Genomic DNA, 26,623 nt, shown 5'->3' with positions numbered 1-26,623 from the left:
GCGCGATATACAGACATTCAATCCGTCGAAACGAACCAAACCGCCCACATATCTCTTCAGTTATCCATCAATGTCAAAGAACAAACACCCAGAGCCAAAAACCAGACCGTTGCGCCAATCCCTCAGCGCGCCCGCCTAAAACTCAACCTCAGATGCCCCCAGTCTATCCTGAGCGTCCCCGCCGCCTCAGCAGCGCCCCAGCGCCTCAGCAGCGCCGGTGAAGGGGGTTCTAAGGTTTACCCCACAAAGCCGCAAGTGGAAAAAGCAAAAAAGTGGGGAAAAATTCCAAATCCCTATTTTAAAACATAGAATCAGATACTTAACGAGAAGTTCTTTTGCCCAAACACCCTCAATCACCTCTCCGACCACCCGGAATCACTGCCTTCAGATCATTGTTCACACAGTTGCCCACAGACTCGATCAAAGCTTACGCGGAATCGGCCTGCTTCAGGCGAGTCAGCAAGCCCGGTATCGGCAGACGCACAAGCAGCAGTCCGATGATCGCGGCGAGATAGAAAAGTGGCTCGAGCTGGAAACCCTTCGCCAGCATCACATAATGGATACCGCCAAGCAGAACAGCCGGATAGACCAGTTTGTGCAACTTGCGCCAGCGCGGGCCAAGTTTTCGCACCGACCAATTGTTCGATGTCACCGCCAAAGGCAGCAAGAGAATGAACCCCGCCATGCCGACAGTGATATAGGGCCGCTTGAGGATATCAGCCCAAATCTGGCCAAGCAGCTGAACGTCCAACACCAACCAGACCAGCAGGTGCAGCGCGACATAGGAAAAGGCCAGCACGCCGATTGCTCGGCGGAACTTCATAAGGTTCAAGCCAAGATGCCGGCGCAGCGGGGTTACCGCCAGGCCAAGAATGAGCAGCTGCAGGGCCAGCTCACCCAGCCTATGTTCGAGCGCTGTGATCGGCTCGACCCCGAGCCCCCCTGTGAGCGCAAGATACAGGAACCAAGGGGCCGGAAGGGCCCCGGCCAGATAGACTGCCCAAACGGGGATCTTGCGTATGGCCTGGTTCACGGCTTGCATGGCTCAATAGTATTCCTTGAGGTCCATACCTTCATACAGGCTGGCGACCTCTTGTTCATAACCGTTGAACATGAGGGTCGGGATACGCTTGGCAAACAGACCGCCACCTATCTGGCGCTCGGACGCCTGAGACCAGCGTGGATGGTTCACATTCGGGTTCACATTACTATAGAAGCCATACTCGCGCGGAGCGGACATGTTCCAGCTGGTGGGTGGCTCATCCTCGGTCAGAGTGATCTTCACGATCGACTTGATCGACTTGAACCCGTATTTCCACGGCACCACCAACCGCAGCGGAGCGCCGTTCTGGTTCGGGATCGGACGGTCATAGATGCCTGTCGCCATGATGGTCAGCGGGTGCAGCGCCTCATCCAGACGCAGACCCTCGCGGTAGGGCCATTCCAGAATCGGGAAGCGCGTACCGGGCATCTCATCGGGACGGTAGGCGGTCTCAAAGGCCACGTATTTCGCACCCTCCTGCACACCCGCCATATTCAACAGGTCGGCCAGTTCGAACCCGTTCCACGGAATCACCATCGACCAGGCCTCGACACAGCGGAAGCGGTAGATGCGTTCTTCGACTGTCATCTCGGACATGATGTCCTTGAAGTCATAGGTGCCGGGGCGATCCACCAGACCGTCGATCTGAATGCTCCAGGGTTCGGTCACGAGGGTATGGGCATATTTGGCCGGGTCGTCCTTTCCAGTCCCGAATTCATAGAAATTGTTGTAGCCGGTGATCTCTTCCCAGGTGTTCGGCTCCAGCGCTTGTTGCGCAGCTGCAGGGCGGGCCATCGCGGTCAGCCCGACACCTGCCAGCCCGGCCATAACCTGCCGCCGGTTCAGAAACGCCGCCCTTGGGGTGACGTCGGCATGTGTCAAAGTGTTGGTCCAGCGATGCGCCATTTGGGTCTCCGTAGTGAATCCGCCTCAGGGTGAGGTAGTCCGCTGATAGCACAGAGCCAAGGAAACAGGCGTCACGATTGAGCGAACAGACTGTAACGCAACTGCGTCAGCCCGCGACTAAGGCGTTTTTGGCGGCTGGTTCTAGCAGTCTCAATCAAGTATGCGGGAATCATCCAATAGTTGATCAGAGTTGGTCCCGTGCTCGTATTTCAGGCCTTTCCTTTTTCGCTGTCCGTTTTGTGGCGCTATATTATTGTCTTTCCCGTCCTGCTGGTCGCGCTTATCGTCTACGGGTTGATAGGCGGTATACTGAGCGCGCTGATCGGGCTGCTCATTCCGGGCCTGTCGGTTCTAATCTCGTTCTTTGTGGGCGCATCCTCGGGCGTCATCCCAATGCTGGTCGGTAGCCGTTTGGGCCTGCAGGCCTGCGAGGTTTCTCCGAGTAACAGTTACCGCAAGTTTGTCTTTCCAGCGGTTATCTACGGCGCCGTCGAAGCCATTGGGATCAGTGTGGCCGCCGCGCTGATCGCCGCGCTCTCCATCGGTGCCGTCAGCGTACGGGGCGGAGTTCCCGAGGACCCGGCCGCGTTCTTCGCGACCCTATCGCCCGTGCATATCATGATGTTCTCGGGTGTTGTAATCCTGCTCTTTGCAGCGATCTGCGCGCTAAGGGCCGGGTTTCTGGTGCCGATTGCGGCGGCCTCGATCGGGCGGGACCCCAATGGCCGCCCTTATACGCCATTCAACCATTTCGGTGCTTTCTTTCTGCAGCTTTTCGCCGTGGTGGCGATCAGCTTTGTCGGTGCTGTCTTTTTCTTTGCGCTGTTTATCGTCGGGCTTACTGCAATCTACGGTCCGAGCACTCTGGTCGACGAAGTTCAATTGATCGGCGAGATGACGACCGGAGCGGTTCCGTTTTCAGTCACTGCGCCAATGATCGCAACGGTCGTGGCCTATACCCTTCTGGCCAGTTGGGCCTTCAGCTATCAATGCGCCGGCGGGGTTCTGGCCTATCTGCGCCTCAGCGGTGGCACCGTGCGCAAGACCCCAAGCACTGAGACATTGATTCAGCCCACCCCGCAGGCCACGACCAGCTCAGGCCCAAAAATGAGTTCGGAAGAGCTGCGCGCCCTGCGTAAAAGCCGTGAGTTCCGCTAGGACGCCCAGCGCGCCACAACAGACAGCACCCTTTACACAGAAGGGGTCAGCGCGGCACTCTGCCTGACAGGTGGTACGGTCCGCGACACCGGTCGCCCGACCCTGCCGCCCATTAGGGAGGATACCGAATGTGTGATATCTGCGTAATGAATGCCGTCAAAGACAAGATGCTGTCCCGGCGGAGCTTCTTCAAAGCCGCCGCAGCCACTGGCATGGCAGCCGCCGCAACGGGCGCGAGCGCTCCGGCGGCATTGGCCGCAGGGCATGGTGGGGTCGAGGACATGACCCACACCCTCAGCCCCGAGTTTCCCACTTGGGGAGGAGAACCCGGCGTCTCCGCCGAACAGGCGTTCAACTTTGCGGATCACGGGTTCAACCTGTTCAACCTGTCGATCAACGAACATACCGGCACCCATATCGATGCGCCCCTGCATTTCTCGGCCGACGGAACCTCAGTCGATGAGATCCCGGTGACCGATCTGGTTGCACCGCTCTGCGTCGTGGATATCGCCGCCCGTGCCGCCGAAGACGCCGATACCCGCGTGACGCCTGATGACCTCAAGGCGTGGATCGCGGCGAACGGAGACATCCCTGACGGCGCCTGCGTCGCCATGCACTCCGGTTGGGGAGGAAAAACGGCGACCGACGCGTTTCGCAATTTCGACGGAGAAGCGCAGCACTATCCCGGCTTCCATGTCGAGGCCGCCCAGATGCTGATGGAGGAAACCGGCGCGCGCTCCATCGCGGTCGACACGCTGTCGCTGGATCACGGCATGTCCGCCGATTTCGCCACCCACTACGCCTGGCTGCCCACCGGCCGGTTCGGGATCGAGTGTCTGGCCAATCTCGACCGCGTCCCAGCCGCCGGGGCCACCCTGGTGATCGGAGCCCCCAAACACAAAGGCGGCACTGGTGGTCCGGCGCGGATATTTGCACTGGTCTGAGAACGGAAATACGCAAATCGAAGGCTCACCATTCAGGTGAGCCTTTCTTTATCCGCACTGCTGTCAGACTTTGCGCTTGACCAAAAGCTAGCTTGAGGGCGCACCGTGCCTCGGGAAAGCCACCTTGCCTCAGAAAGTCCCTTTCATGCACGTCTTAACTGTACTCGATCATCCAAACCCCGACTCATTTACTGCGGCCGTAGCGCAGATGTTCGTAGATGGTGCTACGGCTGCCGGTCATACGACTGAATTAGCTGACCTGCATGCCGAGGGCTTCGATCCGCGTTGGTCCATGGCTGACATTGAAAGGGATTCTACGTCCGTGCCACTCGCTGACATTCAATCAGAACAGGAACGAGTCTCTCGCGCAGACGCGATCTGCCTGACTTTTCCACTGTTCTGGTGGGGGATGCCGTCAATGATGAAAGGTTGGGTTGATCGCGTCTGGTCGTGGGGTTGGGCATATGATCAATTGGACGATCGCGAAAAGTCGCTGCAACGACCTAGATCCGGGGTCTTGCTGATACCCGCCGGTGCACGATCAGACGAAATGAGGGACGCCGGGTATCTGAATGCTATAGAGACACTCTGGACACAGGGCACATTCGGGTATTTCGGGTTTTCGCCACGCAAGATGGAGATGCTCTATGGATCAACAGGGTCAAAAGAACGTCGTGAAGCGCTGCTGGAGCAAAGCTACAACGCTGGCCTGACCTTACCGCCACCTCGGTCACCCTCGATTTGATGGGAGCGCGAAAGAGGCTTAGAGCCCCAAACGAGGTTGAGCATTTGGCGTTCATCTAAGACAAAAGAGGCAAAGAAAGACCCGCTATCGCCGCGGGTCTTTGTGTTGATTTAGCTCTGATCAATGCACCACGGCATCATTCGGGCGGGGGCGGTCTGAGGTGCCCAGCCGGTCGCCAATGATCAAGCCCTCAGCGCCAGCGGTGACGGGGACGGTTTCGCCATCCTTGATCTCACCGGCCAGCAGCGCTTCGGCCAAGGGGTTCTGCAACGCGCGCTGGATCACACGCTTCAGCGGGCGCGCACCGAAGACCGGGTCATAGCCTTCATCGGCAAGCCACTGTTTCGCGCCATCATCCAGAACCAACTCGATCTTGCGAGCCGCCAGACGTTTTTGCAGACGTGCCATCTGGATATCGACGATGCCATCCATATCGGCCCGCTTGAGCCGATCAAAGATGATGGTCTCATCCAGACGATTCAGGAATTCAGGCCGGAAATGTGCCCGGACCGCATCCATCACGTCGCGCCGCGCCTGCGCGCTGTCTGCACCTTCGGGCAGTTGGCTGAGCGCCTGAGACCCGAGGTTCGACGTCAGGATGATCAGCGTCTGCTTGAAGTCTACGGTACGGCCCTGACCGTCAGTCAGTACGCCATCATCGAGAACCTGCAACAGCACGTTGAACACATCCGGATGCGCCTTTTCAACCTCATCGAACAGCACGACCTGATAGGGTCTGCGCCGCACGGCTTCGGTCAACACACCGCCTTCGTCATAACCGACATAGCCCGGAGGGGCACCAATCAGACGCGCAACCGCGTGTTTCTCCATGAACTCGGACATGTCGATGCGCACCATCGCATTGTCGTCGTCGAACAGGAAGTTCGCTACGGCCTTGGTCAGTTCGGTTTTACCTACGCCGGTGGGCCCGAGGAACAAGAACGAGCCCAGCGGGCGGTTTTCATCGTTCAGGCCCGCGCGCGCGCGGCGCACGGCGTTGGACACGGCGGTCACGGCGGCATCCTGGCCGATCACACGGGAGTGCAGATCGTCTTCCATCCGCAGCAGTTTCTCGCGTTCCCCTTCCAGCATCTTGGCAGTCGGGATACCAGTCCAGCGTTCGACCACGGATGCGATCTGTTCCGGGCGCACCGTTTCCTCGGCCATCATGGCGTTGCTTTCGGCGTTTTCGGCCTCGGTCAGCTTTTTCTCAAGCTCGGGGATGATGCCGTAGGACAGCTCACCTGCCTTTGCCAGATTGCCTTCGCGTTTGGCGATTTCCAGATCAGCGCGCGCCTTGTCGAGCTGTTCTTTCAGATCACGCGCACCCGCGAGCTTGTCACGTTCGGCCTGCCACTGGGCGGTCATCTCAGCCGATTGCTCCTGCAGATCGGCCAGATCCTTTTGCAGGGTTTCCAGACGATCCTTCGAGGCCGCGTCGTCTTCCAGTTTCAGCGCCTCTTCCTCGATCTGCATCTGCAGGATCTGGCGATCCAACTGATCGAGCTCTTCCGGCTTGGAGTCCACCTCCATCCGCAACCGCGACGCCGCCTCATCGACAAGGTCAATGGCCTTGTCGGGCAGGAACCGGTCGGTGATATAACGATGCGACAAGGTCGCCGCCGACACCAATGCGGAATCCGAAATACGCACGCCGTGGTGCAGCTCGTACTTTTCCTTGATGCCACGCAGTATGCTGATCGTGTCCTCGACGGTCGGTTCGGTGACCATCACGGGCTGGAACCGGCGCGCAAGGGCCGCGTCTTTTTCCACGTATTTGCGATACTCATCCAACGTGGTCGCGCCGATACAATGCAGCTCGCCCCGAGCAAGCGCAGGCTTGATCAGGTTGGCGGCATCCATCGCGCCGTCGGATTTACCGGCGCCGACCAGCGTATGCATCTCGTCGATGAACAGGATGATTTCCCCGGCGGCCTCGGTGACCTCGGTCAGAACCGCCTTGAGGCGTTCCTCGAACTCACCACGGTATTTTGCACCAGCGATCAGCGCGCCCATGTCGAGCGCAAGCAGCTTCTTATCTTTCAGCGATTCCGGCACGTCACCGTTGATGATGCGCAGGGCCATGCCCTCGGCAATCGCGGTTTTACCGACGCCGGGTTCCCCGATCAGAACAGGGTTGTTCTTGGTACGGCGCGACAGAACCTGCATCGAGCGTCGGATTTCCTCATCCCGCCCGATGATTGGGTCAATCTTGCCTTCAGCCGCAGCCTCAGTCAGATCGCGCGCATATTTCTTGAGCGCGTCATAGCCCTCTTCCGCCGAAGCGGTGTCCGCGGTGCGGCCCTTACGGATATCATTGATGGCTTCGTTCAGTTTCTGAGCGGAAACGGCCCCGGCCTCCAAAGCGTCCTTGGCTTTGGATTTGACCATGCAGAGAGCCATCAGCACCCGTTCCACGGGCACAAAGCTATCGCCCGCCTTGGTGGCAATCTTCTCAGCCTCGTCCAGAACCTTGGCGGTCTGGCCATCCATGTAAATCTGGCTCGCGTCACCGCTGACCTTCGGGATTTTCCCCATCGCGGCGTCCAAGGCCTCAACCACGCGGTTCGGCGCGCCGCCCGCGCGGGTGATCAGGTTGCTCGCCAGCCCCTGATCATCGTCCATCAATGCCTTAAGTATATGTGTGGGCTCCAGTCTCTGGTGCCCCTCGCGCAGCGCAATTGTCTGCGCGGCCTGCACGAATCCCCGTGCCCGCTCGGTGAACTTGTTCAAGTCCATAGCATTCTCCTTTTCTCAAGCGCCCCGTTTTGATGCGCCCGCTTGGCGGCACGCGTCGATTGAGGCCTCACATTCAATTTGGGTAATGTCGGCGTGTATTCAAGATTGTCTTGGCAGAATAACATGATGCATGCTGGGAACCTGAATAATCTCGGTCAATTGCGAAAAAACCGTCTTAGGAGCGCGCCTTTATGATCTCAGCCACTGCGTTGCGCAGCTGCATTGCAGAACAATGGTCGCCCACTATTGGCGACCCAAGCGTGATCGGTTGGCTCACGGTTGCCGCATACGGTATTGCCGCGCTCCTGTGCCTGCGCGCAAGGCGCAATTCCCACGTCCGGTGGTTTTGGCTGATCCTTGCGCTGCTGCTGTTTGCGCTGATGGTAAATAAACAGCTGGATCTGCAGTCCGCGCTTACGGCCAGCGCCCGCTGCCTATCGCAGATGCAAGGTTGGTACGAGGATCGCAGGTCGGTCCAGATCGGCTTTATCATTGTGGTCGTGTTCAGCGGCTTCTGGGTCTCACTTGTCAGCCTCTGGTTCCTTCGTAAAAACTTGCGAGAGGTCGGCATCGCCCTGATCGGCTTTGTCACCCTGATCTGCTTTGTGCTGATCCGCGCCGCCGGGTTTCACAACTTCGATGCCTTTCTGGGTGCCGAGATCATGTCGATCCGAATGAACTGGCTTCTGGAACTGTCCGGAATCGCCCTGATTGCGGCGAATGCAGCATGGGTGGGCAGACGCCGTCAGCCACGCGGAATGGAGTATACCGAATAGCCGCCGGTTTGCGCCACCGGCTCTAGCGTATATGTCTCGACCAAGGATTTTTCAGCGCTGCTGCCGGTCGGGCACGAGACAAGATCGGCGGTGTGATCCAGAAATTCGACGGTAAAGGCGCTCTCACCTGTAAGCTGGCACCAATCATCCTCAGATCGGTAGCCCCGGACCAGAGGAAGGTTGTCATTGGTCGGCGCGGGCGCCGCGCCTGTGTCAGATGTGCCTGAGGCGGGTTCATCGCAGGCACCCATCATCAGCGCAACTCCGAGCAAGGCAAGCTTTCTCATCTTCTGTCCCTTCATATGAGCTATTGGTCGATTTGAGCCACTGTAACACAGATCATCCTCTTTCGATTGGACGGACCTGCATGGACAGTTGCGCCCGAACCCGCTAGGAGGCAGTCGTTTGCCAGCAAGGAGACCCAACATGTCCGATGACCGCCTGATCGTAGCCCTTGACGTTCCTAACGCTCTGCAAGGTTTGGCGATGGCCGAACGGTTGGGTGATGCGGTGTCGTTCTACAAGATCGGGCTGGGAATGCTGACGGGCGGTGGTCTGGCTCTGGCCAATGAGCTGAAACAGGACCATGGCAAGCGCATCTTTTTGGACATGAAGCTGTTCGACATTGGCAACACGGTAGAAAACGCTGTGCGTGGTCTGGCGCAGTTCGATCTGGATTTCCTGACCGTCCATGGCGACCCGCATGTGGTGCGAGCGGCAAAAGAAGGCGCATCCGGCAAGGACCTGAAAATCCTTGCAGTCACCATCCTGACCTCGCTCAACCGCGATGATTTGGATGCCAGCCTGTTGAAGGCAGGCGACGTGCAGGATCTGGTGGTTGAGCGCGCGGCCAAAGCGCTGGAGGCCGGGGCAGATGGCGTGATCGCCAGCCCACAAGAGGCCGCGCTGATCCGCGCCCTGCCCCAGGCCGAGGGCCGGTTGATCGTGACACCGGGCGTGCGCCCTGCCGGGGCTGCTCTGGGCGATCAAAAGCGCGTCGCAACGCCGGCCAGTGCGATCGGAGATGGGGCGGATCATATTGTTGTCGGGCGTCCTATCTATCAGGCGGAGGACCCGAAAGCCGCAGCCGAGGCCGTTCTGGTCGAGTTAAAATCATTGACACGCCATTGATCGCGGACGGGGATTCAGCGTCTCAGACGTCCGAAACAGCAGTGATTTCTTTACCTTAGGTCAACAGTGGGAATATTCCCCTGATTTCCCCCTGTGCCCGAAAACACACAAACCTGGCACAAGTTTTAGGGAATAACGCGGCCACCTATCTAAATATAGCGTTTTGAGCGATTCTGGGGCGGAGTTACTCCCCAACGAACTACCTCTTCCTGTGGTTCGTTACCTTCCCCCCGCCCCAAGCGGGGGGTTTTCTTGACAGTCCAACTTTCTGCTCAAACCGCCAGATTTCTGAAGACTGTCGAAGCCTCTGTTGCGTTCACGCGAAAGCCGATAGACACTATAGCTCCGAACACCCGCAGCCACCCTTTTCGGGTCGGGAAAAGCAACCATGCCCACGATCTGCCGCGAATGCCTGACCAGTTTCCCGGACGCGCCGCGATGCCCGTCCTGCGGTAGCCCGCGGCTGAAATCGCATCCCGAGCTGTTTGATCTGTCGATTGCACATATGGATTGCGACGCGTTCTATGCCTCGGTTGAAAAGCGCGACAATCCTGAATTGGCGGACAAGGCAGTGATTGTGGGTGGCGGGAGACGCGGGGTCGTCTCAACCGCTTGTTACGTGGCGCGCATCCGAGGCGTGCGCTCGGCCATGCCGATGTTCAAAGCGCTGCAACTGTGTCCGGACGCCGTGGTGATCAAACCGCGCATGTCGGTCTACGTCGAGGTATCCCGTCAGATCCGTGCGATGATGGATGAACTGACTCCCAAGGTCGAACCCTTGTCGCTGGATGAGGCATTCCTCGATCTGTCCGGCACCGAACGTCTGCATGGCGCGCCGCCAGCGGTGATGCTGGCGCGTCTGGTCAAGCGCATGAAGGATGAGCTGGGGCTGACCGGCTCCATCGGGTTAAGCCACAACAAGTTTCTGGCCAAGGTCGCCTCGGACCTGGACAAGCCGCGTGGGTTTTCCGTGATCGGGAAGGCCGAGACGGCTGACTTCCTGCACGACAAACCCGTAAGGCTGATCTGGGGCATCGGCCCGGCAGCGCAGGAGTCGTTGGAACGCGCTGGGATCCGTACCTTCTCGGACCTGCTGCGCTGGGATCAGGAGGCGCTGACCGCGCGGTTCGGATCGATGGGGTATCGCCTGTGGCATCTGGCACGCGGTCAGGACAAGCGCCGGGTATCGGCCCATGAACCGATGAAGTCGATCAGCAACGAAACCACGTTTTTCGAAGACACCTCCCGCCTCGAGATACTGGATGGGCATCTGTGGCGCATGGCGCTGAAAGTCTCTGACCGGGCCAAGGCCAAGGATCTGGCGGGCCGGGTGGTAACGCTGAAGCTTAAAAAGGCCAATCACAAGATCATCACGCGCCGCGTTTCGCTGCGCGATGCAACTCAGATCGCGGATCGCATCTATAGAACGGCGCGCGGGCTGTTTGATCAGGTGGGAGATCAGGGTCCCTATCGTCTGTTGGGATGCGGGTTGTCGGATCTGTGCCCGGCGGAGCAGGCAGATATCTCGGGCGACTTGCTGGACCCCAATGCGACGCGCAGGTCTCAGGCCGAGCGCGCTACGGATGAGATTCGCAAACGGTTCGGAAGTGATGCAATTGTGAAAGGCCGCGCGCTGCGGTAGCGCCTATTCCGCCGCCAGCCGCTGCGGTTCGGAACCGATCTCGGCAATCTCGGCGATCACTTGCCGCAGTATCTTGGAGAACGCCATGAAATTGGCATTGGGCGAGATCGTATCTTCGTTCATGTAGATCGAGCGGTCGATCTCAACCTGAATCGCGTGTTGTTGACGACCGGGGCGGCCGTAGGTTTGGGTCACATAAGCCCCAGCAAAGGGCGCGTTCCGCGCGACGACCAATCCGGCCGTGGAAAAGGCAGCCTCAATTCGGTCCACGATCTCGGTTGATGCCGATGCACCGAAACGATCGCCCAGCACGATCTCGGGGCGTGTGTTGCGCGCGGTGCTGGCCATGGCCACCGCCTCATGTGGCATCGAATGGCAATCGACCAGAATCGCCTGCCCGAATTTCGCATGTGACTCCGCCAGCAGGGCCTTGAGGCGGCTGTGATAGGGCCGCCAATAGGTGTCGATGCGCAGGCGCGCCTCATCCATGGTCAGTTTGCCGCGATAAATCGCCCGCCCATTTGCCACCACGCGGGGAATCACCCCAAGCCCCGAGGCCACGCGCGGATTGTGCCCTTGCCGTTTGGCACCCTGAATTAAGGCCGGGTCCAGCTCATCCGCGCTGCGGTTAAGGTCCAGATAAGCCCGTGGCATCGCCGCCTTGATCAGCGGCGCCCCAAAATCCGAGGCCGAGGCAAAGAGTTGATCCACAAAGGCATCTTCCGAGGATCGAATCACATCAGACCCCAAAACCGAACGCTTCAGAAACGCCTCTGGATAGTCACGGCCGCTATGCGGCGATGAAAAAACCACGCATGAACTGCGGTTTTCGGGCATATCCAGAAAATAGGAAGGGTTCTTCATGGTCTCTCCGTGTTCAGGATTAACATAGACTGGAAAATAGTTCTTCCAAACCCCTTGAACCCCTTTGCGACTCCTTTTATAGACCCCGCTACCGGCGCGGGTATCCGCGCCCCATTTCGTTATGGGGCAGGACACGCAAAGGGACGTGGGCGGTTAGCTCAGCGGTAGAGCACTTCGTTGACATCGAAGGGGTCACAAGTTCGATCCTTGTACCGCCCACCATCTATTCACTGCTTCGGCTCGCCGAGGCACCCGACAAACCCAGGCGCTGGCCACGTCTTTGATGAAGGCGCCGCAGATTGGAGACAGACCCATGAAGGTCAAGAACTCGCTCCGCTCGCTCAAGAACCGGCACCGTGATTGCCGTATTGTGCGTCGCAAAGGCCGCGTCTACGTGATCAACAAGACGCAGCGCAAGTTCAAAGCTCGCCAAGGCTAAGAACTGCACATATCTCTTCGAAAGAACCGCGCCTTTGGGTGCGGTTTTTTTTGTGCCTGTTGGCTTCGTTCAGCGTCGCTAACCAAAGCGCCCCATATGTCGCACGATTTTTGTCGGGTTTCGCTTGCAAACCAAATCCAATGCGTTAATTGAGTGTTTAACTCGGGTTTACCCCGGTGGAATACTCAATGTTGGGAGCAATCATGTTTAAATCCACGACCTGTATCGCGGCTGGCCTTGCAGCCATGGTCGCCACATCCGCAGCAGCAGAAGGCGAGCTGAACATCTATTCGTCGCGCCACTACGACACCGACGAGCGCCTCTATTCGGATTTCGAGGATGCAACTGGCATCACCATTAACCGAATCGAAGGCAAGGCAGACGAGCTGATCGCGCGTATGGAAGCCGAGGGTGTGAACTCCCCCGCCGATATTCTGCTGACCGTCGACACTTCGCGGCTTGAGCGTGCGAAGAATGCGGGCGTGCTGCAAACCATCGACAGCGCGGTTCTGGAAGAGCGTATCCCGTCGAACCTGCAGGACAGCGACAACCAGTGGTTCGGTTTCTCGCAGCGGGCGCGCATTATTTTCTACAACAAGAACGCGGTCACTGAGCCGCCGCAAACCTATGCTGATCTGGCGGACCCCAAATACAAGGGCCAGCTGTGCATCCGCTCCAGCACCAATGTCTACAACCAGACCCTGCTGGCCTCGATCATCGAAAACGCCGGTTCCGAAGCGGCCAAAACCTGGGCCGAGGGCGTCGTGGCCAACATGGCGCGTGACCCGCAAGGCGGTGACACTGACCAACTGCGCGGCGTCGTTTCGGGTGAGTGTGACCTTGCCGTGTCCAACACCTACTATTTTGCCCGCGCAATCCGGAAAGACGTCGATGGCGTCTCGGCCGAGCGTGACGTGATCGGCTGGGTGTTCCCGGATCAGGACGGCAATGGCGCGCATGTGAACCTGTCGGGTGGCGGAGTTGCCGCAAATGCGCCCCACAAGGACAACGCCATCAAGTTCCTGGAATACCTGGCGAGCGATCAAGCGCAGCAGTATTTCTCGGCCGGCAACGACGAATACCCAACGGTCGAGGGCGTCGCGGTTTCCGAGTCCGTGGCCGAGCTGGGCGATTTCAAAGCAGACGATGTTGATCTGTCGGCCGTCGCCAAGAACCTGCCCGAAGCGCAGAAGACCTTTAACGAGGTTGGCTGGAAGTAAGAGTCCTCCATACCTAGGAAGTATAAAGGGCGCAGTAAATTCCGCGCCCTTTTTCTTTTGCAATATTATATTTTAAAGCTACTATTCTCATATACGGTAGTTTCTCTCATAATTGATCAATGCTGGATTCCCTCGCAAACCGCCTTGCCATTCGCCTGAAAGAGCTGCGCCAAAGCCGCGGCTGGTCATTGGATCGGCTGGCGGACAGTAGCGGCGTCAGCCGGGCAACCCTGTCGCGTATGGAAAAGGCTGGGGTCAGCCCGACGGCAGAAACACTCGGCCGACTTTGCGCCGCTTACGGTTTGCCAATGTCGCGTCTGCTGATGATGGTCGAGGAGAGTTTCGACCCCAAGGTCCCGTTTGAACGGCAACCCGAATGGCAGGATCCGGAAACAGGGTTCACGCGCCGATCCGTCTCACCCCCTTCAACCGGGTTGAGCGGTGAGGTGCTGGAATGCCACCTGCCGCCGGATACGGTGGTTCGGTACGAAACGCCTCCGAAACCGGGGCAGGAACACCACCTGATCGTTCTGGATGGAAGCCTAACGCTCACCGTGGACGGCACCGCGCATACGCTCGGTGGAGGTGACTGCCTGCGATACCATCTATCCGGCCCAACACAATTTGAAACCGGCGCCACCCGGGGCGCGCGCTACATGCTGGTGCTGATATGATCACACGACTGACCGATGCCACCTTCGACGCGGCGCTCAATGACCTGACCGAGATCCTGCATGGTTGCGTGCATGCGGGCGCGAGTATCGGGTTCATCTTGCCGTTCCACCACGCAGACGCCCAGCGCTATTGGGAGACTCGCGTTCGCCCTGAACTGCGCGCAGGGGCCTTGGACCTGTTTGTTGCGGAAAGCGGAGGGCGTATCCGTGGGACGGTACAGTTGATTCCGGCCTCAATGCCCAATCAGCCGCACCGCGCCGATGTCGCCAAGCTTTTGGTCCATCCCGATGCGCGACGCCAGGGCCTGGGGCGCAGCTTGATGAACGCGCTCTTCGCTCGCTCATCTGAGCTGGGCAGAACAACGCTTGTGCTCGATACGCGCAGCACCGACCCATCGCGGATTCTCTACCAAGGCCTTGGCTTTCAAACCGCAGGAGAGATTCCGAATTATTGCCGCCACCCGTTCGAACCCACACTGGAGGCGACAACCTTCATGTTCAAAGACCTCAACCAAGCGCAAAAGCCATAGACCGGAGAAGCACTTTGAGTTGATCTGTCCAGGTCGTCAGGTTTTCGGACGGAAAGCAGGCGACCCTCGCGACAGATCAAGCGGGACTATTTGAACAGAGGCCATGGGTGCCTCGTATCAAGAAATGAGCGATCCTTGCATGTGTAACGCAGTCACCCCGCAGTTCACTTTTCGATCTTGGTGATCTTAGTGCCCTGAAGACCGGCGCCTGCCATAAGCCCTTCTTGCCCAAAGATGATTGGCACGATGTCGCCCTGCAGATCGTTTGTTCCCATCGATGCCGACCAGCCTTCGTCACCGCCAACGAGCGTGGGACCACTGCCGACCTCCCACCCATCGTTGTTCTGCATATAGGCAAGGGCGTCGGAGTTGAGGAAAAACAGAGCGTAAGAGAAATGCTGAATGCCAGCCTGAAAACCATAGGACGCACCGGCAATATTGTAGTACCCGGTCGTGACGCCGTTTTCGCGCATCGCGCCTTCTCCAAACTGACCTCCAACCATCAGGCCGCCTTTGGTGATCCTGGGAAAAACCAAAATAGCGACCGCTTTGTTGGACAGATCTGCCGCCTCAGGGGAACTCGCGAGAAGTTGCGCCAGTGCTGCATCTACACTGGCGTCGATCTCGGACGCAGTCGCACCGTCCGCTGCATGCAGTACGGTCTCGCCTGCCGATTCAGCGACATCCCCAACCTTTTTGGCCGCATCAGAAACCCCTTCTGTCACTTTGTCTAAGAAGTTCTGAGCGTTGGCAGTTGAACTGCTTGAAAGGTGGAAAAAAACCACCATCGCGATGAAAGCCAAAGGCATAAAGCGCAGCACTTCTTCCTCCTCTCGGTTTTGTTTTTTGCAGAATCGTACCTGAGACCCTTCGCGGTGAAAACCCGTTGGCTAGCATGTGGTACGAACGCTTGCTTCGCATGGCTTTGGTGTCCGAAACCGCCAGCCTTCGACCGATTGTTTTCACAAGTAAATTTTCGCCGCCAGCCTAGTTCAGATACCGGTTGCGGAGGGTTTCAAAATCCGCATCCGTCAGCCCCAGCCCCTGGCGAAGGTAGTCGTCGACCGAGCCATAGCTAGCCTCAACGCTCTTGTAGAACTCATCAAGATAGGCCTCTCGCACCCCCAACGACGGCCAGACTGCATCCGGCGTCATATTTGTCCCTTCGGCCGCATTGACCTCGGCCGCGATCTGTTGGGCCTTGTTGTCCGCGTCCTTTAGCGTATTGCTCATCATGAAATCCGATTGGATCTCGTCTTTGGAAACACCAAGCGCTGTCAAAACAAGCGCAGTCGCGACACCGGTACGATCCTTGCCGCCCGAACAATGATACAGAACCGCCTCACCCTCGGGCTGGTCCAGCAACACGTCGAACAGATCTCGATACTCTTCGGTGTAGTCAGTTGCGATATAGCCAAAGGCCCCTAAGAACAAACCATCTGTTTCTGCTTCGGTTGCCGTGCCCGCCTTGATGCTGGCACGCATCTCATCAATCATCTGGCTTTCATTCTCCATCACTGGGAAGTGATGGCGCGCGGGGCCCTCTCCTTCGGGCCATTGCGCGGGATGCGCCGTTGCTTCGGACGTTGTTCGCAAATCAACGATTGCGCTGACACCCATGTCATCCAAGCGCTGCATGCTGGTTGCGCTGATCTGGTCGATCTCACCGGATCTGATGAGCTGCCCTGCCCGTACGGTGCGACCGTCCTGTGTTTCCAGGCCACCCAGATCGCGTGTATTCAAGACACCCTTTAGCGGGATGGCACGATCTTCGGCTGCAAGAACAGGATGAAAGGCACCGGCAACAAACAGCAGGGTCGCAGCACCGATAGATCTGAATAGTATCATGTCTCTCTCCATTGCTGTGTCGAACGGGACCGTGATCGACGCGCCCCGAAGGGCGCGCCGTTGAAGGCTATTCTTGCCAGCTCATGAACACCTCGCGGGCCTCTTGGCTTTCGGGGCGCAGGTTTTCGATGCCGCCATAGGGGATATCTTTGCCGATCTCGGAGTTCGGATATTTGGCGATCATTTTCTGATGGCGCTTGATCATATCCTGGAAAGAGGCACCGGCCCAAAGAGAGTATCCAACCAGCGGGTGTTCTTCGCGGGGGTCGCGATAGACGTTATAGGTCGGCGCCGCAGCCCCGGGGGCGCCAGGCGCGGGCAGATGCATCTTGAACTCTTGCTTAACGACCGAACGCAGAACCGGCCCCTCATAGACATACACGTAGTCGCGGCGGCCATTGCCCTCACCCTCAAGAAGCAGGGCGGTCTGGTCGATACCGTCAATCACTCGGTCGCGCGGGATGAAATCCGTTGCACCTGCGATGCGGGCCATCGTCGTGTAGATATCCGAGACGTGAAAGATGTCACCGGCAGCACTGTCGGCTTCAATCACTCCGGGCCAGCGGATGAAGGCATCGGTGCGGACGCCGCCCTCAAGATGCTGGGTCTTGCCGCCGCGATAGATCAACTGGTTCAGGCCCGAGGTCCCCTCGTAGTGATACATCAACCCGTTATCCGCCATAATCATAACAATTGTATTGTCGGCCTCGCCGGTCTCATCCAGTTTGGCCAGCACCTCTCCGATCCAGCCATCGAGCAGTTGCAGCTTGTCGGCATGGAAGCCGCCGTTCCGCGACAGCGCCTGATCCGGATATGCGAAGTTCAGCGGGTAGAGCGGCCAGTATTGCAGAAAGAACGGCTCATCCTGCGCGGCAACTTGTTCAAGCTGCTCCAGTGCCTGCACCTGATAGCGTTCGTTCATCTGTTCGTACTTGGCCTGCGTCCATTCTTCGCCCGCTTCCATGTCAACCTCGCGCGCGGTGCCGCCTGCCTGTGCCTCGACACCGGTGACCAGACCATAGGGCTTGAACCGTTCATCCAGCAGAAACTGGTTGTTCTGCCCCGAGGGATGATATCCCAGCATGTTGTTGGCCTGCATGGCCTCGCGGGTCATCAGGCTGAGTTGCACCTGCTGGTGCAGCGGAAAGGCGGCGTAGTCAAAGCCCTGATTGTGCGGATAGGCTTCCTCGATATCACCCTGATGCCACTTGCCCACATGCGAGGTGTTGTACCCGGCCTGTTTCAGGATCTCTGGCAGCGTCACCTCGCTTGCGGGCAGTCCCTCGCCGACCAGAGCAACCTTGACCTCTTCAACACCGGCCCGGATCGGGTGCCGACCAGTCAGCATAGCCGTGCGTGTTGGTGTGCAGGAGGGTTCCGTATACATGCGCATCAGCGACATGCCTTCACTGGCAAAGTCGTTGATATTTGGGGTCTCGATCCCCATCACATAGTTCATCTTGCGCTCGCCCATCTGGCCGAAGCTGATGTCGTCGATAAGAATATACAGAAAGTTCGGAGGCTTGCCGTCATTGGCCTCGCGGATCTCGGCCAACCTGGCCTCAATCTCAGCATCCTGCGCATCCCATTGATCCCCGAACTGGGCCCGCAGGAATTCGAACTCACCATCATGAACGATCGCATCTTGCTGCGCGATCGCTGGCACGACGCTCATCATTGCAAACACACAGGCTGCGACACCGGTCTTACCTAAGGCTCTAGTCACTCTCGGACCTCCTTTTGACACTCGTAGATTCCAACGCCTGAACGATCAGTTCGTGGCATTTCGCGGAAAGGGATTGATTTGACCGTTTTGCCAGCTCTGAAAGCTGGCAATGTTCTGAAGGCGTCAGGAACGTCACCACACGTTCGGATCGGGCATCCCCCTTCGGTAGCCGAGGGCGGCCCATTATCGTATCGCTTGAAGACTCCGGCTTCACTTGACATTCCACCTATCGAATTCGTTACATTACCGGTAAACTGTCAGGATCTGGGGGTGGACCACATCAAGAATTCGCCAAATATGCGAAACGCGGCGCCGTCCGGTTGGGGCGGAGCGTCACCGGCGATGGCCCTATCTCTTGATCATCCAAACAGAATCGGAGAGCTCACGCCTTGGGAGATCGACTTTCGGCAGCTCGATCCCGGTCGGTTGTCCACAGCGATAACCGTGCGTTCAGGACAGGCTGTTTCTGCCCTCAACATCTCGATGAACCAGCGCGTCCACCAGCGTGGTGTTTCGCCGGACGGATGGAAGACATTTGGTATCCCCATGCGCGGCTCAATCGAAAAATGGCAGGCCAAAGACGTCACGGACAGCGCCTTTCTAGTCTTCGGTGATCGGGATGGCTTTGACGGCATCACGACCGCAGGATTTTCGGGAAGTGTTGTTTCATTTAAAACCGAAAGGCTGGAAAAGCTGGCCAAAAGATGCGGATTTCATCTGGCGGGCGACGAACCGGAAGCCCGCAAACTGGGCACCACAGCAGGGTTGGCCAGCATGGCACGAATTCAGAGGGCTGTCGTCCGATTGCTGAACGACGCGACTGCCAACTGGTCTCAGGACACTGAAGAGGCGCTTATGCTTGAGGCCCTCAAGATCCTGACCGACACGGACGCGCATTTTGACAAAAGCCAGGCCGAAACCAGACGGCGCGCCCTGAGCCGTGCAATTGATCTGATGCTTGCCAATCTGGAGGACCCGATCTCGATCGAGGAAATCTGCAAGGAGTGCGCGGCCTCGTGGCGCACATTGGACCGCGCCTTCAAGGAACAGTTCGGCCTTGGCCCGAAGTCGTATTACATGCGGCTTCGGCTGAACCGGGTTCGCGAGGACCTGCTGAACAGATCCTTCGATGGCTCAATAGCGGATGCTGCCAACCGCCGCGGGTTTTGGCATATGGGTCAGTTTGCGAAAGACTATCGACTTTTTTTCGGTGAGCTGCCTTCGGAAACTAAATGAGGTGCCAGCTGGAGGGGGCATCAATTGCATTGATCATACCTGTAGTCCCCGTATTCCAGCCAGTTTGCCGAGCCTTCGCTAAAAATCAGAAACTCGGATCTGTCTTCCCCAAGCAGGGCAACGACAAATCCTGCCGGCGGCTCATAGTCTCCGAAGTAACTGTAGGCAGTCATGGCTCTGATCGACTCGCCGTTGACCGTTACTCGCGCGTCCCATTCTCCCTCCGGGTTGTCCAAAATTACGGGTTCGATGACTCGCTCTACCGCTCCGCCACCACAATAGACGATACCTTCTGGGGGTTCGTAGGAGGCCCCCTTGCTAGCACCTGAATCGCAGGCGGAACGAAGGGAACGAATTGCCGCGCTGGAACCTTTCAAGTCAAAGATTCCGTAGCTGACATCTTGATCGATCATCGACAGATTAACTGAAGCATTGGCCGCAAGTTGGTCCAGTACAAAACCATAATCCTCCTGACTATTGAAACTGACCTCGACAGGATAATTGTCGACGATCTGCAAGGCAGCGTTTTCGGCGCCAACCTGAAATGCGCCAACTTCGGTGGTGCCGTTCTTCAAAAATCGAATGGAGAGCCCCTGCTTTTCCACAATGTCCTGGCTGTCCTCATATCCGGCCGGAGCAAAGCGGATACGATTACACTGAAGTTCCAGCGTCATGTTTCCGGTTTGAATAAAAGCATTAGGGTTAGGCCCGGAGTTGAACGACCACTCCGCTGATGCTGTGGTCGCCATTGCCATCATCAGTGTTCCAATGGAAATCGTTTTGAAACTCATTTTCTCTCTCCATGGTGTTGTGGTTCGTACTGTCATTCAGCCAGGGTTTCCGGCCCGTTACCCGGGCGAAAAAGTTAGGAAACAGGTGCGCCGTATTCGTTTGCGCCTTCTTGGGAAGGTCGCGTCAGCCACCAGATCATCAGGATAGACAGAACCAATTGAAGAATTGAGACAACAACAATACCGGTAACGCCCAGGACGGCCGCAGGTCCTCGCAATGCATCGGGATTTTCGGTCCCTTGCTCCAATACCGAAAAGAACGCCACCCCACCCAGCATAACAAAAAGCGTTGTAATGCTGAGCGCAATCGGCAGTAGCAAGTACCAGCCAGGTCGTCCTGTATCATGCAACCTCCGCCAACCGGCGGCCAGCATTGGTATGAAAACGGCCAGTTGGAAAACAGAGGACAGAACCCGAGATCCCTGCCCCGTTTCGGGGTCGGTCCCGAATAGGATCGTGTCCAGCACAGCCAAAGCAGCACTCACGAGCACCACAAACAAGAAGAACCACCAGTATTCTGAGCGTATAGCCCGACCGGAGAACTGGAAGTATTTCGAGAAACACGTTTTGACGGCTTCACCAAATCCCATTTTTCAATCCTTTCTTCGTTTCTGCGCGGCCTCAGAACGCCTCGCGGACCCTAAAGCACACCTTCGCCCTTCTGGGTTTTCCCGCCTTCTATTTTTGTTTGAACGCCAAAAACCTATCTTTCAAAAAGGTAGCGAAATTTACGCGCGGAAAAAATGTTGATTTATGAAAAATAAGATTCAAACATGCGAATTCGACTAAGCTTTATTTGACCCCCGTTGTTATCGGCCCCGGCAATCAACTCAATATCGTTCTGCCGACCAATCCGTTGGCGACAAGGTTTTGGGAAAGGTGGGCACCGGATCGAGCTGTACTCAATTGGCTGAATAGAAGCGGGCGCTTCAAAAAGGAGTGTCCAAATTCATTAAGTTCGAAGGACCCTGATGGAGAAGAAAATGACCAAAAAGACAGTGATGATTGCAGGCACAACTTTGTTTGCATTGCTTGCGGCATGTGACGAAACGAGCACGTCGGGCGCATCTGCCGAACCCACACCTGCTCAGCAGGCATGTTTGCGAGATGTGGCCAAAACCACGAACAATTCGCAAGTCGTTGTTCTCTCGTCCGCGTTTAGCGAAGCTGGAACACAAGTCACTGTCGGTGTTGGTGAGGATCGCGCTCCTTGGAATTGTATTGCTTACACCGATGGCGCGACGGCTGGTATCGAGTTCCTGGGCGACGAAGGCGCATTGTAGTCTGCTCGCCGTGTATCTCGAAAGCACCAGTCGTGATCAAATTTGAATACCGGTAAGCTCAAACATTCTAACCTCGTAATAGGATTGGGCTTTAACTTGCTCAATCATGCTAAGGTTGTGGAAAATGCCCGTATCACACTCGGTTGTATTTGCGATCATCTGCACTTTTGTGGCCATTGTATCAGTCCCAAAATACAGCTTGGCCCAAACCTGGGACATAGCATCTCAGCACTCTGTCAGCGGCGTAACGGTGTATGATACGGATGAGCTGTTAACGTTTGCAGGTCAGTTGGCCTTTGATCGGTCGGGGCGCATCACAGCGGCGGATGTCGCATCAACGATAACGCAGATCTACCGAGAGGACGGTTACTTCTTGGCTGAAGCCTGGCCTGGTCCCGATGGGCAGAGCATTGTTGTTGATGAAGGGCGTATTCAAACCATCGAAATTGAAGGTGTAGATACGCGCACGTTCCAAACCTTGGAAAAGATCTTTCGCCCCCTCACCACCGCATATCCCATAACTCTCAAACGATTTGAGCGGGCCGTTATGTTGGCCGAGGACATACCCGACTTGGACGTGTCGACCGAACTTGATTACCCGGATCAAGCTGGTGCTCGGCTGAGGGTATTGGGAGAGCCTTTGCGCAAACAAGCCGGCAGCGCGACACTCGACAACCCTCCGCGTGAGCTTGGAGAAGCGCTCAGCTTCTATATCGTACAAGAATTTTATTCGACGCTGACCGTCGGGGATTTGCTTCGATTTGAGGGGTCAGGCAACTACAATTGGGACAAAGACGACGAACACTCATTGTGGGGCGCTGTTACCTATCGCACGCCGCTGAACAGCAATGGTCTGTACGGTGAGATTTTCTACGGAAACATAAACGCAAAACGTGACCTCTCGGGTGATTTTGCAAGAACAGATGTTGATGGCGAGAACTTCACCGTCGCGTTGGGTTACCCCGTGATCCGCGATGTGGCCCGCTATGGTTATCTTCTGCTGGATTATCGCCTTTCCGAAGCGGACTCAGTCAGTGGCGGCGTTCCATTGTCCAGTGACGCGAGTGTCGTTGGCCTCACATATCTTTACGGGCAAAACTATCCAAAAGGACAAGCTCTGGAAGCGGGGCTAACCTTGTCTTTTGGTGATAATGACAACGACACGACAGACGCGAATTTTGACGACGGAGATTCTTCGTTCTGGCATCTGCGGGCCGGCATCGGGTACGAAAGCCCGCTTACGAGCTTGTCGCCCAACACAGCTTGGCGCACTGAGATTTGGGGGCAGTACACCACCGACCGGCTGCCCTCGGTCGAGGAGTACTTCCTTGGTGATCGTTATGCTTTGCGTGGATATCGGTTTGACGAAGTGGATGGTGATTCCGGGATTTCCGCGGTTTTCGAAGTGTCTCACTCCTATTTTCCAAGTTCCCAAAGCATTCATCGCTTAACGCCTTTTGTCTTTTTCGACGTGGGTTATATCTCGAACAATGACCCTGCGAGTTTTGAAGTCGACAATACTACACTGGCCTCGACAGGTCTGGGTTTGGACATTGAGTTTAAGCAAAACCTATTCCTGTCCGGATATGTCGGTGTCCCTTTGAGAGACGGTCCGTTGACTGACTCTGGTGATCCTGGCGCGTATCTTGCTCTGACAACAAGTTGGTGAGGATGTTATGAAACGGAACCACATTGTTTTACTTTCCGCAGCTTGTTTGGTCGCGGAGCTGGCCGCCACGCAGGTCGTCGCCCGCGGCAATCATTACGGGTGGTGCCGTGGCGTAGGGAACCCACACCAATCGAGCCAAGGATGCGGGCAGGCCGGCGGGCAAGGGGCAGGCAATCAAATTTCCGGTCCAACGCAGCCGGTGGCAAATCAGTTGCCACCTCAGGGAACGCCGCAAACGCCCACCTCCGTTGCTGTGCCGGTCCTTGCGCCGGGCGCGGTCCCGAATGCAATTCCCGGTCGGGTTCCTGTCGCGACGCCAATAGCGATTCCCGGTCAAGTTCCAACGCCGATCGTAGCGCCGACGCTCGCTCCGCCCTTGGTGCCAAATCCAACACCAAACCAGGTTCCGACAGCCGTTCCCAATCAGGTTCCGCCATTGGCTAATGTGCCGCCGCAAGTTCCGACTGCGACTCCTAATCAAGTTCCGATAGCTGTCCCTGGTCAGGTTCCGCCTCAACCTAATGTGCCGCCCCTTGTGCCAACAGCGACACCCAACCAAATACCTGTCGCCGTTCCTGGTCAGATCCCGCCTCAGCCTACCGGTCAAACTGCTGTGCCACAGCTTGTCCCAACCGCGACTCCTAATCAGGTTCCCATTGCGGTTCCTGGCCAGGTTCCACAGTTGACGCCAAGACCCACGGCAACTCATGTAGCCGTCCCAGGACATCAGAATCCACAAGGTGTCGTGACAATCATGCGCCCAAGGCCAAGGCCAACAACCGGTACTGCTCAGCAACCTGGCGCAACACAAGTGACCCACCATTTAACCCATCAAAGCAATTCAAAGAAACACGATCACGTCGCAGCAACACCAGGACGGCATGACCCGCACGACCTACCAAGATTCCGCAACGCGGCGGCCAAGGAAAACTGGGAATGCGTTGCCAGCGGATTTGGACAGCGTCGTTATGATGCTGGGCGAGGCGTTTTGTTGAACAGCGGGGCGTTGCGGCATCTCGGAAACGTGGACGCCATGGCACGCGATGTACCAGCGCGGCATCCAAAACACTCTGGCTGCATTATTTCGGTCAAACGAAAGCAGCGTTGACCCGGTTTGGTGGGTTTTAGTGCGCTTGTAGCACTTGGCGCATCTTTAAGGTCATGTAGGTGCGGGCACAACGCTGCGCCTCTGAAACTGATTGCATTCAGACAATAAAGGAGTCCGCGCTTTTGCCCGGAGATACGGAAACTGAGATTCCAGGGAATTCGTTTCCGGCCATTGCCTTGGCGCATCCGTTCTCTGCGTCACTACCAACGGGCACAGCTGGATGATCTGCGGCGACCATCACATTGGTCACGCCACGACAGCCACGCTGACGGATCATGCGATCAACCTGCCCATGCACAGCAAAGGCATCCGCGACGACACGCTGAACGGTTCCTGGAGTGCTTGGGTACCGGAACGCATTGTCTGCATCACACTGTCCAGATCCCTCGGGAATTGCCGCGACCGGGCTTTTGCGCTGTTGTGAAAAAGCGGGCAAGCGACCGCGACTGAATGAACAGGCCCGTGACCGCAATCGTCCTCTCTGGCGCGCGCCGTGCACCAGATCATGGCCCATCGGTTGTGCAGACGGTCTTTCTGGAAGTTACCCTCAAAACGCTCTGGCTCAAAGAGCTTGGTCAGATGCGCGAGCGGGTCGCCCTGGTACGCCAATGGATTGCGGTTACCAAATGCTCCGAATTTGGCGCTGACCAGCTTCCATTTTTTCGAAGCAATTCGGCATGTTTTCCCTCTCCCCCTAACAGAAGCGCGAGAAGCCGCTCCGACACGTGATCACGGCATCCATGTTGTTAAAGACGGTCGCGTAAAAGTTGCTCTGATTGGGAGCGGATGACATCACGAATCTGATCGGAGCGGTTTTTGAACCAGCGCTCCGCTGCGCTGCAGATTTCACAAAGCGGTCGTGCGGCAAGCCCTGCCCTATGCCCCTTCTTCATAGCGCTTTCGTTCTGCATCCGTTGCATCGCGCCACTCCGCGCGGAGTAGGTCCATTCGCCGAGGAATGCTGTCTTCGAGGACCTCCGCCTCAATGATCCGCTCTGTCCGAAAGTAGCGAAAGCCTTCTCGCATCTCGCACCATGCAGCTATGATGCGGCTGGTGTCTCGGTAACCCAGCAGTATGGGCCATATCACACGACGTGACTTTTGGCCTGAGTGGTCTGAATATTTCAATGCTATCTTTTTGCGGCACCGAATGGCCAGACGAATGGCCGCCGCGCCGAGCACTTCATCCGGCTGTGTGACGGGCGCGACGCTGACCGCCGGCTGAAGGAATGACGTCCGGTACTTGTCAGGAGCAACAGCTTCCAGCTTGGTGATCAGCTTCTCAGCCGCCAGCGCAAGTTCGGGTTCGCCTCGGGTCTGGACCCACAGCACACCAAGCGTAACGGCCTCGATCTCATCCGGGGTCAGCATCAGCGGTGGCATATGAAAGCCGGGCTCCAACACATAGCCGACCCCGGCCTCGCCATTGATTGGCACGCCCTGCCCAATCAGCGCAGCAATATCACGATACACCGTGCGCTTGGTCACGCTCAGTTCTTCACCAATAGACTGGGCTGAGATCGGGCCTTTGGCACGTCTCAGAATCTCTATGACTTCAAATAATCTATCGCCACGCCTCATGTGATCTCCTTCCTATGAAGCAGATCATACTGACACCATGCTGACAACACGCTGTCAGCATAGGCGCGGTAAAAGCAGGAAAGGCATCAACTAAGGAGATCAGAATATGAGACGATTCATTGCCCTAACCCTCGCCGCTGTTCTGCCATCAGCGCTCGCAGCGAAGTCGTCCGAGCAGCAAGGAACTGCGCCGATCATGGCTATGGGTGCCTATGTGCCGACTGACAACATGGACGAATCGGAGGCCTTCTACCGCGCCCTGTTCGACAGAGAACCGACAATTGGGCTACCAGAATTCGTGGCGTTCGACGTGGCTGGTGGCTGGTTCGCGATCGTGTCACGGGATAAGTACGCACCTGGTGCCGAGGCAGGTTCGGGCGCGGTTCCCTACCTGCAATCCGCCGATCTGGAAGTCTTGCACGCCCGTGCCATTGCCGCCGGCGTGGCCGCGCCAAAGATCATCGAAGAGCCGGGCATCCACCTGCTCAAGATCATCGACCCGAACGGTCAGCTGATCGAGTTCTTCAAACTGACAGTCAAGTGACGCACTCAACACTCCGCACTTTCTCAA

The 26,623-nt window shown here is 57.2% G+C and carries 26 protein-coding genes, 1 tRNA gene and 1 pseudogene; 17 read left to right on the top strand and 11 right to left on the bottom strand.

Annotated elements, in window-relative coordinates:
- Positions 1-309 (top strand): annotated as a pseudogene (locus ACRZ95_RS12880) (hypothetical protein); the annotation flags it as partial.
- Positions 310-427: 118 nt separating this feature from the next.
- Here ACRZ95_RS12880 and msrQ read toward each other — a convergent pair.
- Complete coding sequence (gene msrQ, locus ACRZ95_RS12875) at positions 428-1,042, bottom strand: protein-methionine-sulfoxide reductase heme-binding subunit MsrQ (RefSeq protein ID WP_170678988.1); 615 nt, start codon at positions 1,040-1,042, stop codon at positions 428-430.
- A gap of 3 nt (positions 1,043-1,045) precedes the next feature.
- On the bottom strand, positions 1,046-1,948 hold the full coding sequence (msrP, locus tag ACRZ95_RS12870; RefSeq protein WP_170678989.1) for a protein-methionine-sulfoxide reductase catalytic subunit MsrP: 903 nt from the start codon (positions 1,946-1,948) through the stop codon (positions 1,046-1,048).
- A gap of 198 nt (positions 1,949-2,146) precedes the next feature.
- On the opposite strand from msrP, the gene ACRZ95_RS12865 reads away from it, so the two are divergent.
- The 3 genes from ACRZ95_RS12865 to ACRZ95_RS12855 all read left to right on the top strand — a co-directional run bounded on the left by ACRZ95_RS12865 (position 2,147) and on the right by ACRZ95_RS12855 (position 4,795).
- Positions 2,147-3,106 carry a hypothetical protein gene (locus tag ACRZ95_RS12865; protein ID WP_170678992.1) on the top strand — a complete coding sequence of 320 codons (960 nt, stop codon included), beginning with the start codon at positions 2,147-2,149 and terminating at the stop codon, positions 3,104-3,106.
- A 128-nt stretch (positions 3,107-3,234) separates the two neighbouring features.
- Positions 3,235-4,050, top strand: a complete 816-nt coding sequence (locus ACRZ95_RS12860) for a cyclase family protein (protein ID WP_170678994.1) — start codon at positions 3,235-3,237, stop codon at positions 4,048-4,050.
- Positions 4,051-4,195: 145 nt separating this feature from the next.
- Complete coding sequence (locus ACRZ95_RS12855) at positions 4,196-4,795, top strand: NAD(P)H-dependent oxidoreductase (RefSeq protein ID WP_170678996.1); 600 nt, start codon at positions 4,196-4,198, stop codon at positions 4,793-4,795.
- A gap of 120 nt (positions 4,796-4,915) precedes the next feature.
- Here the strand turns inward: ACRZ95_RS12855 and clpB are convergent, their stop codons facing one another.
- Positions 4,916-7,534 carry an ATP-dependent chaperone ClpB gene (clpB, locus tag ACRZ95_RS12850; protein ID WP_170678999.1) on the bottom strand — a complete coding sequence of 873 codons (2,619 nt, stop codon included), beginning with the start codon at positions 7,532-7,534 and terminating at the stop codon, positions 4,916-4,918.
- A gap of 191 nt (positions 7,535-7,725) precedes the next feature.
- Between clpB and ACRZ95_RS12845 the strand changes: the two genes are divergently transcribed.
- Entirely contained in the window at positions 7,726-8,310 is a 585-nt protein-coding gene (locus tag ACRZ95_RS12845) for an isopropylmalate isomerase (protein WP_170641757.1), read from the top strand.
- On the opposite strand, the gene ACRZ95_RS12840 is transcribed toward ACRZ95_RS12845, so the two are convergent.
- Positions 8,280-8,597: a hypothetical protein gene (locus tag ACRZ95_RS12840; RefSeq protein WP_170641755.1), complete on the bottom strand. Its 318-nt coding sequence runs from the start codon at positions 8,595-8,597 to the stop codon at positions 8,280-8,282. The two genes, ACRZ95_RS12845 and ACRZ95_RS12840, sit on opposite strands and share 31 nt — an antisense overlap.
- A gap of 139 nt (positions 8,598-8,736) precedes the next feature.
- Here ACRZ95_RS12840 and pyrF point away from each other — a divergent pair, with 139 nt between their 5' ends.
- Entirely contained in the window at positions 8,737-9,441 is a 705-nt protein-coding gene (gene pyrF / locus ACRZ95_RS12835; protein WP_170679001.1) for an orotidine-5'-phosphate decarboxylase, read from the top strand.
- A 388-nt stretch (positions 9,442-9,829) separates the two neighbouring features.
- The gene (locus ACRZ95_RS12830; RefSeq protein WP_170679003.1) at positions 9,830-11,083 is read left to right on the top strand and encodes a DNA polymerase IV; all 1,254 of its coding nucleotides are present in this window, start codon (positions 9,830-9,832) and stop codon (positions 11,081-11,083) included.
- 3 nt (positions 11,084-11,086) lie between these two features.
- Here ACRZ95_RS12830 and ACRZ95_RS12825 read toward each other — a convergent pair whose 3' ends face one another.
- Positions 11,087-11,947, bottom strand: coding sequence for an N-formylglutamate amidohydrolase (locus tag ACRZ95_RS12825; RefSeq protein ID WP_170550009.1), 861 nt, complete (start codon positions 11,945-11,947; stop codon positions 11,087-11,089).
- A 147-nt stretch (positions 11,948-12,094) separates the two neighbouring features.
- On the opposite strand from ACRZ95_RS12825, the gene ACRZ95_RS12820 reads away from it, so the two are divergent.
- The 5 genes from ACRZ95_RS12820 (at position 12,095) to ACRZ95_RS12800 (ending at position 14,810) form a co-directional block, all read left to right on the top strand.
- Positions 12,095-12,169 (top strand) — tRNA-Val (locus tag ACRZ95_RS12820).
- Positions 12,170-12,260: 91 nt separating this feature from the next.
- Positions 12,261-12,386, top strand: coding sequence for a type B 50S ribosomal protein L36 (gene ykgO, locus ACRZ95_RS12815; protein WP_008755722.1), 126 nt, complete (start codon positions 12,261-12,263; stop codon positions 12,384-12,386).
- Between the two features lie 203 nt (positions 12,387-12,589).
- On the top strand, positions 12,590-13,606 hold the full coding sequence (locus ACRZ95_RS12810) for a Fe(3+) ABC transporter substrate-binding protein (RefSeq protein ID WP_170679005.1): 1,017 nt from the start codon (positions 12,590-12,592) through the stop codon (positions 13,604-13,606).
- A gap of 119 nt (positions 13,607-13,725) precedes the next feature.
- A complete protein-coding gene (locus tag ACRZ95_RS12805) occupies positions 13,726-14,280 on the top strand; it encodes a helix-turn-helix transcriptional regulator (protein ID WP_170679007.1) in 555 nt (184 codons plus the stop codon).
- On the top strand, positions 14,277-14,810 hold the full coding sequence (locus tag ACRZ95_RS12800) for a GNAT family N-acetyltransferase (RefSeq protein ID WP_170679009.1): 534 nt from the start codon (positions 14,277-14,279) through the stop codon (positions 14,808-14,810). The genes ACRZ95_RS12805 and ACRZ95_RS12800 overlap by 4 nt, the downstream gene beginning before the upstream one ends.
- Positions 14,811-14,974: 164 nt before the next feature.
- On the opposite strand, the gene ACRZ95_RS12795 is transcribed toward ACRZ95_RS12800, so the two are convergent.
- From ACRZ95_RS12795 to ACRZ95_RS12785, 3 genes are all read right to left on the bottom strand, one after another.
- Positions 14,975-15,631 (bottom strand): lipid-binding SYLF domain-containing protein, encoded by a 657-nt coding sequence (locus tag ACRZ95_RS12795; protein WP_480555019.1) that lies wholly within the window; start codon positions 15,629-15,631, stop codon positions 14,975-14,977.
- Between the two features lie 166 nt (positions 15,632-15,797).
- Positions 15,798-16,658 carry a tyrosine-protein phosphatase gene (locus ACRZ95_RS12790; protein ID WP_170679011.1) on the bottom strand — a complete coding sequence of 287 codons (861 nt, stop codon included), beginning with the start codon at positions 16,656-16,658 and terminating at the stop codon, positions 15,798-15,800.
- A gap of 67 nt (positions 16,659-16,725) precedes the next feature.
- Entirely contained in the window at positions 16,726-18,384 is a 1,659-nt protein-coding gene (locus ACRZ95_RS12785) for a sulfatase-like hydrolase/transferase (RefSeq protein ID WP_480555017.1), read from the bottom strand.
- A gap of 342 nt (positions 18,385-18,726) precedes the next feature.
- Between ACRZ95_RS12785 and ACRZ95_RS12780 the strand changes: the two genes are divergently transcribed.
- The gene (locus ACRZ95_RS12780) at positions 18,727-19,620 is read left to right on the top strand and encodes a helix-turn-helix domain-containing protein (protein ID WP_170679013.1); all 894 of its coding nucleotides are present in this window, start codon (positions 18,727-18,729) and stop codon (positions 19,618-19,620) included.
- A 20-nt stretch (positions 19,621-19,640) separates the two neighbouring features.
- Here ACRZ95_RS12780 and ACRZ95_RS12775 read toward each other — a convergent pair whose 3' ends face one another.
- Positions 19,641-20,411, bottom strand: coding sequence for a hypothetical protein (locus ACRZ95_RS12775; RefSeq protein WP_170679015.1), 771 nt, complete (start codon positions 20,409-20,411; stop codon positions 19,641-19,643).
- A 74-nt stretch (positions 20,412-20,485) separates the two neighbouring features.
- The gene (locus ACRZ95_RS12770; RefSeq protein ID WP_170679017.1) at positions 20,486-21,001 is read right to left on the bottom strand and encodes a DUF805 domain-containing protein; all 516 of its coding nucleotides are present in this window, start codon (positions 20,999-21,001) and stop codon (positions 20,486-20,488) included.
- A gap of 393 nt (positions 21,002-21,394) precedes the next feature.
- Between ACRZ95_RS12770 and ACRZ95_RS12765 the strand changes: the two genes are divergently transcribed.
- From ACRZ95_RS12765 to ACRZ95_RS12755, 3 genes are all read left to right on the top strand, one after another.
- Positions 21,395-21,694, top strand: coding sequence for a hypothetical protein (locus tag ACRZ95_RS12765; protein WP_170550033.1), 300 nt, complete (start codon positions 21,395-21,397; stop codon positions 21,692-21,694).
- A gap of 250 nt (positions 21,695-21,944) precedes the next feature.
- Positions 21,945-23,363, top strand: a complete 1,419-nt coding sequence (locus tag ACRZ95_RS12760) for a ShlB/FhaC/HecB family hemolysin secretion/activation protein (RefSeq protein ID WP_170679019.1) — start codon at positions 21,945-21,947, stop codon at positions 23,361-23,363.
- A 1,328-nt stretch (positions 23,364-24,691) separates the two neighbouring features.
- Positions 24,692-24,895 (top strand): hypothetical protein, encoded by a 204-nt coding sequence (locus tag ACRZ95_RS12755; RefSeq protein WP_170679021.1) that lies wholly within the window; start codon positions 24,692-24,694, stop codon positions 24,893-24,895.
- Between the two features lie 452 nt (positions 24,896-25,347).
- Here ACRZ95_RS12755 and ACRZ95_RS12750 read toward each other — a convergent pair whose 3' ends face one another.
- A complete protein-coding gene (locus ACRZ95_RS12750; RefSeq protein WP_170679023.1) occupies positions 25,348-26,052 on the bottom strand; it encodes a helix-turn-helix transcriptional regulator in 705 nt (234 codons plus the stop codon).
- 106 nt (positions 26,053-26,158) lie between these two features.
- Here ACRZ95_RS12750 and ACRZ95_RS12745 point away from each other — a divergent pair, with 106 nt between their 5' ends.
- Positions 26,159-26,596 (top strand): VOC family protein, encoded by a 438-nt coding sequence (locus ACRZ95_RS12745; RefSeq protein WP_170679025.1) that lies wholly within the window; start codon positions 26,159-26,161, stop codon positions 26,594-26,596.
- Positions 26,597-26,623: the final 27 nt, after the last annotated feature.

Source organism: Ruegeria sp. AI3 (assembly GCF_056541245.1).
The sequence above is the reverse complement of the archived record's forward strand: the minus strand, read 5'-3'. Positions and strand labels throughout refer to the sequence as shown.